The organism is Sphingomonas sp. 179-I 2A4 NHS, assembly GCF_045369135.1.
Taxonomy (GTDB): Bacteria; Pseudomonadota; Alphaproteobacteria; order Sphingomonadales; family Sphingomonadaceae; genus Sphingomonas.
Genome location: NZ_JBIQFL010000013.1, coordinates 35074 through 47585, shown reverse-complemented (window position 1 = coordinate 47585; position 12512 = coordinate 35074). Strand labels below are relative to the sequence as shown.

The window sequence follows — 12512 nt, the reverse complement described above, 5'->3', positions numbered from 1 at the left end:
CTGCGCTAAGCATTGTCATGGCTTTCGGTGTCTTCATTCATCGTTCTGACTCGATCTACAATGACACGCCGGCCGAGCGGTATCAGTTCCCGCGGCAGTATCTCAGCCGGGTCCGGGCATGCATCGGCGACTGGATCATCTATTACGAGCCGCGCAAAGTGCCTAACACACGCGGGTATTTCGCTGTCGCGAAGGTGGCGCAGGTCGTTCCCGACGCTAGCGCGCCGGGCATGTATTTCGCGCTGATCGAGGTGGGCAGCTATCTCGACTTTTCCACCCCGGTGCCCTTTGCCGTCGCAAACGGAGACGTGATCGAACGCGGTATCCTCAACGAGGCCGGGCGCATATCGGGGCGTGCCCAGGCGGCGGTGCGCGAATTGTCCGTATACTACTTCAACCGTATCGTTGATACCGGACTGGCGGACGCAGCTCCACTTCTGCCGCGCGTCGGACTACCCGATGTGCTGCCAATGGTCCGTGAGGAGCGGACGCCATTTGGCTTCGACGAAGCGCGCGCGCGGGTCGACATGCTCGTCTCGCGCGCGGTGCGTGACCGGGTGTTCCGTCGCATCGTGCTACGTGCTTATGGCGAGCGGTGCGCCATCACCGGGCTCAAGCTCATCAACGGAGGCGGCCGCGCCGAAGTGGAAGCGGCGCATATCAGACCGGTCGAGGCGAACGGGCCGGACATCCTCAGCAATGGGCTGGCACTATCCGGTACCGCGCACTGGATGTTCGACCGAGGGCTGATCAGCCTGGCGGATGACGCGAGCATCATGATCTCGCGCCAGGCGAACGATCCGATTAGCATCCGCGCGATAATCAACCCGACTAGGCGTGCGATTCTGCCTCCACGGCTCAGCGACTGTCCGCATCCGCAGTTTGTCCGCTGGCACCGCGAGAACTGCTTCAAGCTCTAACGCCTGCACGCGAACGCGAGTCCGCGGGCGGCTCAGCCGCAAAGCGCACAAGCGCGTTCGCCGCCGGATAGGCCTCGGGATCGCGCTTCACCTGTAACGAGCAGACGCACGGGTGTCGCCGTCTTGGTCACAGTTCTGATGACCGGTCCGAAAGGTCGCCCTACTTGCTTGCAGCCGGTGGCACCGTGTTCGTTTGCTTCTCCAGCGCACGCCCGGCGTTGGCGAGCGTCAGGTACATGGCGCCTTCGGGCACGACATATTCGTTCTCGCCCCAGAAGAACGGCCAGTCGTCGCGGTTCTCGGGATAATCGGGCTTGAGCAGCAGCACGCCGGGCACGACGCCGCCCGGAATGAAGCTGAAGTCCGCGCGATTGCTGCCATAGGCGACTTCCTTGGAGACCGCGCCCACGCCCGAGACGAAGGAGCGGTTCGATGCCGGGTGGTGGCCGTGAATGAAGTCGAGCGCCAGTTGCACGGCGCTCGCATCGACGAATTCAGGAAAGGCACGGTGGAGGGCATCACCGGTGAGGCCGAAGGCGAGTACGCTGCCGCTGCCGGCCCAGCCGCCGGCCGTGATCGGCACGCCGAACGGATTCAAAGTGCGGGCGTTCGCGGCCTCCGCTGCCCAGCTTCTCACCGCCGGGATGAGCGTCTCGCGATATGTGGCGGGCATCACCGGGATCGCCTTCACCATAGTAGTCGCGCTGAAGCCGAATGCCTGCAGCAGCCGCGGCGCGAGCACCTCGACGCGGCCGGCGTAGCGGGCATCGCCGGTCGCCAGCAGCAGCTCCACCGCGGCCGCGAATTCCTCCGCTTCGAGTGGTCCGCCGGTCGTGTTGCCGTGCCGGAACAGGTCGGGCGCATGGCTGTGCTCCTCCGCCCACACGCGCTCGGCACGATCGAGGCAGCGCCTGGCAAACGCGTCGTCGCGGCCCTTCCATGCGCGCGCGGCGGCGGCGAGCGCGGCCGCCGAGCCGTAATTCAGCGCCGAGGCTTTGCTGGTGAAAGCCCAGCGATCATCGGGCGTCCCGCTGCGACCACCGGCAGCGTCATAAGCGCGCTCGTAGGGCTTGAGCGTGGAATCGAAGACTAGTCCGTCGGTCTTGCTCGCGGCATCGCCAAGGTGGGTATATTGTCCGACATCCGGTTCAACGATGCCGTGGATGGCGTGGCCCACCGCGTCGAACTGTGCCAGCAGCTGCACTGCGCCGTGGCGGATTTGCTGCAGGAGATCGGGCACGCCATCGGGCACGTGGATCTCCGCGCGCCGCGTGTCCCAATCGACGCTTACCGTGTCGCGGTCGATGCCGAACCGTTCCCAAGCGTCGACCAGTTGGCGAATGACCTGATATTGCGTCTGCGTGCGGATGTCGAAGTCCCCGGCATCGAGCCAGCCGCCGACGTTGAGCCCGGGAATGTGCTCGCCCGGCTTGAACCGCGTGTCGGTGGTCGGCCCCTGGCGGTAAAGGTCGATGTGTTCGTGGCTGATCGGTGCCTGCCGCGCGTCATCGCGGTGCGAATCGCCGTGCCACACGCGATACGCTTCGTTGACCGTCATATGATCCATCGCCACCGGCAGGTAGACATCGTTGGTGAGGTGCCACGAGGTAGCGAGCAGCCCCGGCGCGATGGAGAAGGGGGCAGTGCGCGTGCCGCCATAATCAATGACATAGGTTCCGGGCGCCTTCACAGCGCTGAAATCGAACCGAACGTAGCGATAGCGCAGATAGTTGCCCCAGTCGCGCGCCGGCGCGGTCGGCACTGCCGTCAGCTTCCCGTCGGCCGAGACGCGCATCAGCCTGGGCTGCGTCCGACGTTTGTCGTCGCGGTCGAGTTCGATCGTGGCGATTTTGGGGGCGGCCGGCGCATAGCCGAGTTGCGAGTGCGCGATCACGGGCGGCCGAAGCCAGTCCGGCACGATTGCCGCGCTCACCGTCCATTCCAACACCTTTCCGGTGCGGCCGCCGGGCAGCAGCTGGCGCACGACATACCAGCCGTTCTGCGCCTGGTTGCGCCCATCGAATAGCGCCAGTGTGCCCTCACCGGCGGTGATCGACACCCGGCGAGCGGCGTCCTCCGGGGACAGTACGAGCTGCCTTCCGCTGGCGAAGGGCAGCGGCTCGGCGCCGGGGCCGTCGCTGCGCCCGCTCGCCGCGTTGCGTTCCGGCGTCAGTGTCATCGCGTCGGCCGGATAGCGCGGGAAGATCGCGGAGCGGCTGTCCGCGAGGTACGATCGCCCGAAATAGGCCGAAGGCACGAATTCGAGGTTCAGCCCCGCCTTGCCCACCATCGCCGCGGGCAACGGCTTATCGAGCAGCACCGACAAGCGGATGGCGGCCCCCTGTCGCTGGACGCGGACAGTGTAACGGAACTCCGGGTATTGCATCACGGCTTCGATCACGCCCGACTTCTGATCGACGCGGCGGCTGACAAATTGCGCCGCGGGATCCCACTGCCCAGGCGTCGCGGACAGGCGCACGTCGCCGTTGGTAGCGGTGCGGACGCCCTGCTGGATTAATTCGACGCCTGAGATCTTTGCGTCGGCGAACAGCCCCTCGTTGACGTTCGAGAAGACCAGCCAGTTGACGCCGGCCGCCTCGAAATAGTCCGATCGGTCGAGGCGGAGCGCCTCCTGAGCCTGCGTCTGACCGGCGATCAGGCAGATCGCCGCTGCCGCGCACCACGGCATGCCCGCTTCGGTCATCATCCCCTCCCGCTTTTCGTTACCGCTACCATGGCGTTCAGAGACAGGCTTGGCAATCCGACAGCGGACGGCGGAAAGGCTAATCGACACTTTATTTGTTGGACATTTGACGACAGACGTTTCGGCTGCCATCACATGTCATGTGACGGCTCGGGAAGGTCGCACGTGCGGGGAGAGGGAAGATGACAGGCGCGCTGTTCGATCGCCGCGAAGCCCTGCTGGCGTCTGCAATCGGTGGCGGCGCCCTGCTGACCGGCCCCGGCACTGCGCGCGCCGGCGCGCGGGGTGACCGGTCCGATCTATGCTCGACGCCCGCCGACGCGGTGGCACGAACGCAATACGGGCCCGTTCGCGGCTATGTCGACGATGGCGTCTTCACCTTCAAGGGCGTGCCGTATGGCGACCATACCGGTGGTGAGCACCGTTGGCTGCCGGCGCGTGCGCCAAAGCGCTGGACCGAGCCGCTCAATGCACTTGCCTACGGCGCGAACTGCCCGCAGACGCCGCACGATTTCCGCGCCATCGAGCACACCTTCCTCCAGCAATGGACCGACGGGTTCACTGGCGAGGACATGCTGAAGCTCAACATCTGGACGCCGGCGCTGTCGGGCAACCGCCCGGTGATGGTCTACTTCCACGGTGGCGGGTTCAGTTTCGGCTCGTCGTACGAGCTTGCATCCCACGACGGCGCGCAGATGGCGCGGCAGCACGATGTCGTCCAGGTCTCGATTAACCACCGCCTCAATGTGCTCGGCTTCCTCGACCTCACAGAGGTCGGCGGGGCTCCTTACGAGGAATCGGTCAACGTCAGCATGACCGACTGCATTGCTGCCCTACGCTGGGTGCTCGAGAACATCGCGGCGTTCGGCGGGAATCCTGATCGCGTGATGATCTACGGCCAGTCGGGCGGGGGATCGAAGGTAACAACCCTGCTTGGCATGCCGGCGGGCAAAGGGCTGATCCATCGTGCCGCTGCGCAGTCAGGCGGCGGCGGTGCGCTTCCATCAATGGAGCAGTCGCGCGAATTTTCCCGACGTTTGCTGCGCGAACTCGGGGTGGGACAGCGCGACATCGGCGCGCTGCAGCGCATCGCATGGCAGCCGCTGTTCGAGGCAGGCAACAAGGTGGCGGAGGCGATCAACGGCCCGCGCCCAATGATGGGGCCCGCGATGACGCCGCGCGTCGGCTGGAACCCGACGCTTGACGGCAAGGTGATCACCGTCCGCTCGTTCTTCGACGAGGCACCCGCCGTTTCACGTGATGTGCCGATGTTGATCGGCAACACCAGCGAGGAAGGGATGCGCTGGGGCTACAACCCCGACGCGGCACAGTGGCGCGCCGACTTGGCCGAGCAGATGGGCGCCGCAAAGGCGGATCGCCTGATCGCTGCGATGAAGGCTGCGCATCCGCAGAAGGCGGTTCGCACGCTCGCTTACGGGGTGCAGGGGCTGCACAACCGCAACCGTGTGCAGGACATGGTGCGGCTGAAACATGCGCAGGGCGGCGCGCCCGTGTTCCAGTACCTATTCCAGTGGCAGTCGCCGCAACTCGGCGGCGTGGCGGGGGCGTGGCACACTGCTGATCTCGCTTTCTGCTTCGACAACACCGCGCGGTGCGCGCAGGGCACCGGCAATACGCCGGCGGCGCAGAGGCTTGCGCGGACGATGGCGACGGCGTGGGCAAATTTCGCGCGAACCGGCGACCCGAGCCAGCCCGGCCTCGCCTGGGCGCCGACCGATCCGAAGCGCTGCCAGACGATGGTGTTCGACGATCGCTGCCGGATGGTTGACGATCCGGAAGGGCCCGCACGGCGGGTGTTGCTGAGTTGATGGCGCGAACACCAATCGCATGGCTCGCGCTGATTGTGCTGCTCCTGGTCCTGGCGTGGCCGGCGGCGGCGCAGGACGCACGCATGACGCCCATGGCTGCCCCGGCCGAACACGAGGCGATCCTGCTTCGCACCGGGAGCGTCGCCGGAGGAGCGGCGCCCGAGTCGTGGTTCGCGCAATATGACGTTGCCATGGTGCGTAATGTGTCCGCCGCCACGCTCACGCCGTTCCTGCCTGATCCTGCGAAGGCCACAGGCGCGGCGGCGATTGTCGCGCCGGGCGGCGGCTTCCTGATGCTGTCGATGGAGAATGAGGGCTGGCGCGTGGCCCGCGCGCTGGCCGACCGCGGCATCGCCGCGTTCGTGCTCAAATATCGGCTGAAGCCGACGCCCGCCGACATGGCCGGGTTCGAGCAGGCGGTGACGGCGATGTTCGCCGGGGCCGGTCGCCCGGATTCGCGGCTCAGCCCCGATGCGGCGATCGCCGGGCTTTCCGACCAGATCGCCGATGCGCGCGCCGCCGTAGCGCTGGTGCGCGCGAACGCCGGCAAATGGCGCGTCGATCCGGCGCGGATCGGCATGATCGGCTTTTCGGCCGGCGCGATGACGACGATGGCGACCGCGCTTGCCGCGCCTGATACCCGGCTCGCGTTCATCGCGCCGATCTATGGATCGATGGAGGCAGTGACGGTGCCGCCCGCCGCGCCGCCGCTGTTCGCCGTGCTCGCCGCGGACGATCCGCTGTTCGCGAACAAGGGCTTCGGCCTGATCGATGCGTGGCAGCGCGCCGGCCGGCCCGTCGAATTTCATCTCTACCAGGGCGGCGGCCACGGCTTTGGGCCGGGCAAGCAGGGGACGACCAGCACCGGCTGGCTGGACGCCTTCACGCGCTGGCTGGAGGTGAGCGGCGTCACCGCCAGCCGCACGGCGGCGGCACAGAACAGGGAGCAAGTGGCACGATGACGAGGGCGCAGATGCTTCGACGATCGGGTCTGGCCGCCACAGTGTCGCTCGCGGCCGCCGCGGCAGCGCCCGCGCAGGCGCCGTCGGTGCCCCCGCTCAGCGCGTTCTTCACACCGGCCGACGCCGCACCCAGGGCGCCCGATGGCGATGGCTTCCTGCAGCGCTGGCTGCTGCTCGAGCCGATCAGCAAGCCCAACGCGACCAATACGCTGTTCACCGGCAGCTACGTGCGCGCCGCGCTCAACGAGGCGAGCTTTCCGGGCCGTTTCGGCACCGTGCCGCGCGATGGCGAGGTGGTGCGTCAGCCCACGCCGCTGCGCTGGCACGCGCTCGACAGCAAATTGTGGGACGTGAAGCTGTTCAACTTCGCGCAGTCGCTCGGCAAGCCGACCTATGGCGTCGTCTTCTGGGCGGTCACGGTGGTCGACAGCCCGAGTGAGCGGCGCGGCGTGCGCATGGCCATCGGCTCCAACTCGGCATCGCGCTGGTGGCTCAACGGGCGCGAGGCCGCAGGCCTGTACGATGACCGGCGCATGGTGATGGACGACGTGTTGTCCGACCGGCTGACGCTGCAGAAAGGGCGCAACGTTATCGTCGGGGCGGTGATCAACGGGCCGGGACTCAGCGACTTCTGCGTGCGCTTCGTCGACGAGAACGGCCAGCCGATCCGCGATCTCCAGACGGATGTGGAGTGATGCCGATTACCAACCATCGCCGCGCGGCCGCCGCGCTCGTCCTTGCCGCGCTGTCCGCACCGGTCGCCGCGCAGCTGGCGGGAGAGGTCTTCATCCACGATCCGTCCACCGTCACCGAATCCGACGGCCGCTGGTACACCTTCGGCACGCGGGGCGGGGGGCTGGTATCCGACGACGGCTGGACGTGGCGCAGCGGGCCGGTGCGGCCCGGCGGCGGCGTGGCGCCCGACGTGATCAAGATCGGCGACCGCTATTATGTCGCCTGGGCGGTCGGCGGCGGCGGCATGTCGGGCGGGCATGCCAGCCAGGTCAAGATCATGTGGACCAAGTCGCTCGATCCCAAGTCGCCCGACTTCGAGTATCACGAGGTCGGGGTGGTCGCCTCGAGTGACGGGATCGAGAACAATGACGCGATCGATCCTGCGTTCCTCTATGTCGATGGCCGGCTGTGGCTGAGCTACGGCACCTATTTCGGCTCGATCCGCCTCGTCGAGCTCGACCCGCGTACCGGCATGCGCATCGCCGGCAACCAACCGGTCGACATCGCCATCGACATGGAGGCGACCGCGCTCCTGCATCGCGACGGCTGGTATTATCTCCTCGGCACCCACGGCACGTGCTGCGACGGGCCGAACTCGACCTACAACATCCGCGTCGGTCGATCGCGCAATGTCGAGGGCCCGTATGTCGACAACATGGGGGTGCCGCTGCTCAAGGGGGGCGGCAAGCTCGTTGTCAGCGCGCGCGGGCGGATGATCGGGCCGGGGCATTTCGGGCTCATCGACCTTGGCGGCGACATGGAGAAATTCTCCATGCACTATGAAGCCGACATGGATCGCAGCGGGCGCAGCGTGCTGGCGATCGAGCCATTGCTGTGGCGGGACGGCTGGCCGGTCGCCGGGGCGAACGTGCGGCCGGGCACCTATGAGATCAAATCGGAGCGGAGCGGTAATGCGCTCCAGCTGCTGGTCGATTTTACCCGCATTCCGTTCGATGCCCGTCGCAGCTTTTTCGCCAAGCCGACCGATCCGGTGGGGCCGGTCGCGGACCAGACGCTGGCCGACGTCGCGGCATCATGGCCCGCCGGCGCCACGCGCGTCGATCTTTCCGCCTATATGGTCCGCCCGAACCAGCAATGGACGATAACGGCGGTGCCAGAGGCGGGCGGCTTTATGGGCGCTCCCTACTACCGCATCACCCTGGCCGGCACGCAGCGGGCGCTTGCGGCAACGGCGGCGGGCGAGGTGGAAGCGGTACCCGCTTATTCGGGCGCCGATGCGCAGCTGTGGCGGATCGATCAATTGATCGACGGCACCTACCGCATCACCCCCAAGGCGCAGGCCAAGGGCCAGGATCGCGCGCTGGTAGCGATCGGCACCAGCACGATCTCGCTTGCGCGGTTCGATCCGCGTTCCGACGCTGGCCGGTGGCGGTTCATGCAGCCATGAGCCGCCACCAGCGCGCGATCACACGAAGCGGTTGAGCAGATTCTCCAGACGTTCCTGCTTGCCCGAGCGGTGCCTGGGATCAAGGTTCCGCGCCGCCGCCAGATCCGCGATGTCGGCCAGGCTGGTGCCTTCGCGATGGATGAGCTGACCGAGTTCGCCGTCCCATCCGGCATAGCGCTCGGCGCGGAAGCGATCGAGGCGACCGTCCTCGATGATGCGTTCCGCGTTGAGCAGCGCCTTGGCGATCACGTCCACCCCGCCGACGTGCCCGTATAGAAGATCCTCGGCATCGACGGACTGGCGGCGCACCTTGGCGTCGAAGTTGAAGCCGCCGGTGGTGAAGCCACCGGCGCGGATGATCTCGAGCATCGCCAGCGTCAGCTCGGGCACTGAATTGGGAAATTGATCGGTATCCCAGCCGTTCTGCGGATCGCCGCGGTTGGCATCGATCGAGCCGAAGATGCCGAGCGCGGCGGCAGTTGCGATCTCGTGTTCGAAGGTGTGGCTGGCCAGCGTGGCGTGGTTCGCCTCGATGTTGACCTTGACCTCGTTCTCCAGTCCGTGGCGGCGAAGAAAGCCGTACACGGTGGCAGTGTCGAAGTCATACTGGTGCTTGGTCGGCTCGAACGGCTTGGGCTCGATCAGGATCGTGCCATTAAAGCCAATCTTGTGCTTGTGCTCGACCACCAGGCTGAGGAAGCGCGCGAAGTTGTCCAGCTCGCGGCGCATGTCGGTGTTGATCAGCGTTTCATAGCCTTCGCGGCCGCCCCACAACACGTAGTTGGCGCCGCCAAGCCGATGCGTAGCCTCAAGCGCCGAGCGGACCTGAAGTGCGCCCCACGCGAACACCTCCGCGTCCGGGCTGGTCGCCGCGCCAGCGGCATACCGCGGATCGGAGAAGAGATTGGCGGTACCCCATAGCAGCTTGATCCCGCTCTCATCCTGCAACCGTTCGAGATGATCGATCGCATCGGCAAAACGGCGCTGGTAATCGCTGACGGTAGCTGCCGGCTCCATCACGTCGACATCGTGGAAACAGTAGAATGGCAGGTCGAGCTTGCGAACGAAGGCGAAGGCCGCCTCGCGCTTCATCGCCGCCGCCTCGGCCGCGTCGCCGTGCGTCAGCCACGGCCGATCGAAGGTGCCCGCGCCGAATACGTCGGAGCCCGGCCAGTTGAAGGTGTGCCACATGCACACGGCGAAGCGCAGATGCTCGGCCATCGTCTTGCCGAGCACGATGCGGTTCTTGTCATAATAGCGGTAGGCGAGTTCGTTCTCGGTTTCCGGCCCCTCGAAGGCGATCGAGGGGAGGGCGGCGAATGGATCAGTAGCGGATGCCATCAGAGCTCTTTCTTCGGAGTGATGCGGGGATAGGCGTCGCGGAATGCCGCCCTGCGGGGGGCGAGGCGCTCGATCAGCAAGGGTTCGGGATCGATCTGCCGCGCGACCGGCGGAGCGACGCAGATGTCGACGGGCGCGCCGCCCTCGACGGCCAGCTGAGCCAGCCGCGCCGCGCCGAGCGCCGGCCCAACCTCTCCGCCCTGCAGGTATACCAGCGGCACTTCGAAGGCGGCGGCGATTATTCGGCCCCAATAGCCCGAGCGCGCGCCGCCACCGATGACCGACAGGCGATCGATCGAGGTGCCCGCGTCGCGCAGCGCATCGAGTCCGTCCGCCAACGCAAAGGCGACACCCTCCAGCACCGCCTGGGAGAGCGTCGCCGGATCGGTGTCGTTGTCCAGCCCAAGGAAGGCGCCGCGGACGCGGGCATCGTTGTGCGGGGTCCGTTCGCCCGAGAGATAGGGGAGGAAAATCTCGCCGCGGTTGCCCGGCCCCGCGGTCTCGGCACGCGCGAACAGTTCGGCCGCGCCGCTCGCGCCCGTCAGCCGCGCCGCCCAATCGATGCACGATGCTGCTGACAGATGGACGCTCATCTGATGCCACAGTTCGGGCAGACAGTGACAGAAGGCATGAACCGCGCGTGCGGGATTGGGGCGGAATTGATCGGTCGCGACGAAGATTACGCCTGACGTGCCAAGCGACAGCAGCGCGTTGCCCGGGCGCACCACGCCGACGCCGGCGGCGCCGGCCGCGTTGTCGCCGCCTCCCGCTGCCACGGGAACGGCGGGGATACCCCATTGCTCGGCGACGTCCGGGCGCAGCGTGCCGGTCTGTTCAGTGCCTTCGAACAGCCGAGGCACCGCGCGCTCATCGAGATCGGTCGCGGCGAGCACGGTATCGCTCCAGCGGCGCGCAGCCACATCCACCCACAGCGTACCCGAGGCATCCGATAGATCGGACGCTTTCCCACCGGTCATGCGCAACCGCACATAGTCCTTCGGCAGCAGCACGGTTCGTACCTGCTTGAAGACGTCCGGTTCGTTCTTCCGCACCCACAGCAGTTTGGGGGCGGTGAAGCCGGGCATGGCGATGTTGCCCGTGATCTCACGCAAGCTGGGGATGCTGGTTTCCAGCTCAAGGCATTCCCGGTCGGACCGGCCGTCGTTCCACAGGATCGCCGGGCGCAGTGGCCGGTCGTCGGCGCCGAGCAGCGTTGCGCCGTGCATTTGGCCGGCGAGTCCTACGCCACGGATCAATCGCCTCACCGTCGGGTCGATCGTGAGCACCGCCGCGGTGGTTGCATGCCACCAGGCCTCGGGATCCTGCTCGGACCAGCCCGGTTGCGGACGCTGAACGGTGAGCGGCGCGGTGCCTTGTCCAGCGACCGCACCCGCTTCGTCGAGCACCACTGCCTTCACGCCCGACGTGCCGATGTCGATGCCGAGAAACATCAGGGCTTGAACGGATCAATTGTCGGGATCGAGCCGTCGGGCGCGAAGGTCAGTTCGGTGACCTTGACGTTGCGCAGGTGGTTCTTCCCGCTGAGCTGCGTATCGGCATAGAACAGCCACCACTTGCCGTTCCACTCGATGATCGAGTGATGCGTGGTCCAGCCCTGCACCGGCTTCAGGATGTGCCCCTTGTAAGTAAAGGGCCCGTAGGGATTATTGCCGATGGCGTAGTTCAAGAAGTGCGTGTCACCGGTCGAGTAGGTGTAGTAATACTTGCCGTCGCGCTTGAACATCCAGGCGGCCTCGAAGAAGCGGCGATCATGGTCGCCCCCCTTGATCGGCTGCCCCTTCTCGTCGACGATCACCGCATCCCTCACCGGCTCGGCGAAGCTCTTCATGTCTGCGCCCATGCGCACGACCTTGCCCGATATCGCGGCCTGGTCGTCCTGCATCAGATCGGTGTCCGAACCGTTGGGATCGTAGACGCCGTTCTTGTAGCGCTGAAGTTGCCCGCCCCAGATGCCGCCGAAATACATGTAGCTGGTGCCGTCAGTATCGGTGAACACTGCCGGGTCCATCGAGAAGCTGCCGGCGATGGGCTGCGGCTCCGCCTTGAACGGGCCCATCGGGCTTTTCGACGTGGCGACGCCGATCTTGAAAGCGCCGAGGCCGTTCTTGTCCTTGGTACGGTCCCGCGCCGGGAAATAGAGATAGTAGGTGCCATTCTTGTAGGCGGCGTCGGGCGCCCACATTTGCTGGGATGCCCAAGGCACGTCCTTCACGTCGAGCGCAACTGGCCCGATCGTCACCGGGCCGCCGATCCGGTCCATCCTAAGAATGCGGTAGTCGCGCATGGCATATTGATTGCCGAGATCGTCGTCAGGAATGCCGGCGTCGATGTCGTGGCTGGCATAGACGTAGATCTTGCCGTCGAAAACGTGCGCTGAGGGGTCGGCCGTGTAGATTTCGGTCACCAGCGGCTGGGCACGATAGCGCCGCCCTTCAGGATCGCGCGGTTCGTCCGCTCCATAGGCGGCGCTACCGCATAGCGCGGCGAGAGCGAGGGATGTCAGCAAGCGCGAGTGAGCCATAAACCTCTCCTGATGCGGCCTCTTAGGGGCGATTATTGTGAAGGTAGCGCTAACATCATCGATAGCCAACA

General features: G+C 66.3%; 9 protein-coding genes. 5 read left to right on the top strand and 4 right to left on the bottom strand.

Going from position 1 to position 12512, the window contains the following annotated elements:
• Nucleotides 1-17: 17 nt before the first annotated feature.
• Nucleotides 18-920, top strand: coding sequence for an HNH endonuclease (locus tag ACH0CP_RS16515; protein ID WP_406889767.1), 903 nt, complete (start codon nt 18-20; stop codon nt 918-920).
• Nucleotides 921-1080: 160 nt separating this feature from the next.
• On the opposite strand, the gene ACH0CP_RS16510 is transcribed toward ACH0CP_RS16515, so the two are convergent.
• Entirely contained in the window at nt 1081-3624 is a 2544-nt protein-coding gene (locus tag ACH0CP_RS16510; protein WP_406889769.1) for a glycoside hydrolase family 9 protein, read from the bottom strand.
• Nucleotides 3625-3806: 182 nt separating this feature from the next.
• On the opposite strand from ACH0CP_RS16510, the gene ACH0CP_RS16505 reads away from it, so the two are divergent.
• Genes ACH0CP_RS16505 through ACH0CP_RS16490 form a run of 4 tightly spaced genes read left to right on the top strand, consistent with a single transcriptional unit; the run spans nt 3807 to nt 8558 of the window.
• Nucleotides 3807-5453, top strand: a complete 1647-nt coding sequence (locus ACH0CP_RS16505) for a carboxylesterase/lipase family protein (RefSeq protein WP_406889771.1) — start codon at nt 3807-3809, stop codon at nt 5451-5453.
• Entirely contained in the window at nt 5453-6415 is a 963-nt protein-coding gene (locus ACH0CP_RS16500) for an alpha/beta hydrolase (RefSeq protein WP_406889773.1), read from the top strand. Before ACH0CP_RS16505 ends, ACH0CP_RS16500 begins: the two co-directional genes overlap by 1 nt.
• An 11-nt stretch (nt 6416-6426) precedes the next feature.
• A complete protein-coding gene (locus ACH0CP_RS16495) occupies nt 6427-7110 on the top strand; it encodes an acetylxylan esterase (RefSeq protein ID WP_406889775.1) in 684 nt (227 codons plus the stop codon).
• Nucleotides 7110-8558: a family 43 glycosylhydrolase gene (locus ACH0CP_RS16490; protein WP_406889776.1), complete on the top strand. Its 1449-nt coding sequence runs from the start codon at nt 7110-7112 to the stop codon at nt 8556-8558. Before ACH0CP_RS16495 ends, ACH0CP_RS16490 begins: the two co-directional genes overlap by 1 nt.
• A gap of 18 nt (nt 8559-8576) precedes the next feature.
• On the opposite strand, the gene xylA is transcribed toward ACH0CP_RS16490, so the two are convergent.
• From xylA to ACH0CP_RS16475, 3 genes are read right to left on the bottom strand one after another with little or no spacing between them, the layout of a single operon-like run.
• Complete coding sequence (xylA, locus tag ACH0CP_RS16485) at nt 8577-9899, bottom strand: xylose isomerase (protein WP_406889778.1); 1323 nt, start codon at nt 9897-9899, stop codon at nt 8577-8579.
• On the bottom strand, nt 9899-11350 hold the full coding sequence (gene xylB / locus ACH0CP_RS16480) for a xylulokinase (protein WP_406889779.1): 1452 nt from the start codon (nt 11348-11350) through the stop codon (nt 9899-9901). The genes xylA and xylB overlap by 1 nt, the downstream gene beginning before the upstream one ends.
• Nucleotides 11350-12441, bottom strand: a complete 1092-nt coding sequence (locus tag ACH0CP_RS16475; protein WP_406889781.1) for a glycoside hydrolase family 43 protein — start codon at nt 12439-12441, stop codon at nt 11350-11352. The genes xylB and ACH0CP_RS16475 overlap by 1 nt, the downstream gene beginning before the upstream one ends.
• Nucleotides 12442-12512 lie beyond the last annotated feature (71 nt).

Excerpts from the sequence above, each read along its gene's own strand:
- ACH0CP_RS16495 (WP_406889775.1), top strand. The coding sequence starts at position 6,427 with ATGCTTCGACGATCGGGTCTGGCCGCCACAGTGTCGCTCGCGGCCGCC.
- ACH0CP_RS16475 (WP_406889781.1), bottom strand. The coding sequence starts at position 12,441 with ATGGCTCACTCGCGCTTGCTGACATCCCTCGCTCTCGCCGCGCTATGC.
- ACH0CP_RS16500 (WP_406889773.1), top strand. The coding sequence starts at position 5,453 with ATGGCGCGAACACCAATCGCATGGCTCGCGCTGATTGTGCTGCTCCTG.
- xylB (WP_406889779.1), bottom strand. The coding sequence starts at position 11,350 with ATGTTTCTCGGCATCGACATCGGCACGTCGGGCGTGAAGGCAGTGGTG.
- ACH0CP_RS16510 (WP_406889769.1), bottom strand. The coding sequence starts at position 3,624 with ATGACCGAAGCGGGCATGCCGTGGTGCGCGGCAGCGGCGATCTGCCTG.
- ACH0CP_RS16515 (WP_406889767.1), top strand. The coding sequence starts at position 18 with ATGGCTTTCGGTGTCTTCATTCATCGTTCTGACTCGATCTACAATGAC.
- ACH0CP_RS16490 (WP_406889776.1), top strand. The coding sequence starts at position 7,110 with ATGCCGATTACCAACCATCGCCGCGCGGCCGCCGCGCTCGTCCTTGCC.
- ACH0CP_RS16505 (WP_406889771.1), top strand. The coding sequence starts at position 3,807 with ATGACAGGCGCGCTGTTCGATCGCCGCGAAGCCCTGCTGGCGTCTGCA.
- xylA (WP_406889778.1), bottom strand. The coding sequence starts at position 9,899 with ATGGCATCCGCTACTGATCCATTCGCCGCCCTCCCCTCGATCGCCTTC.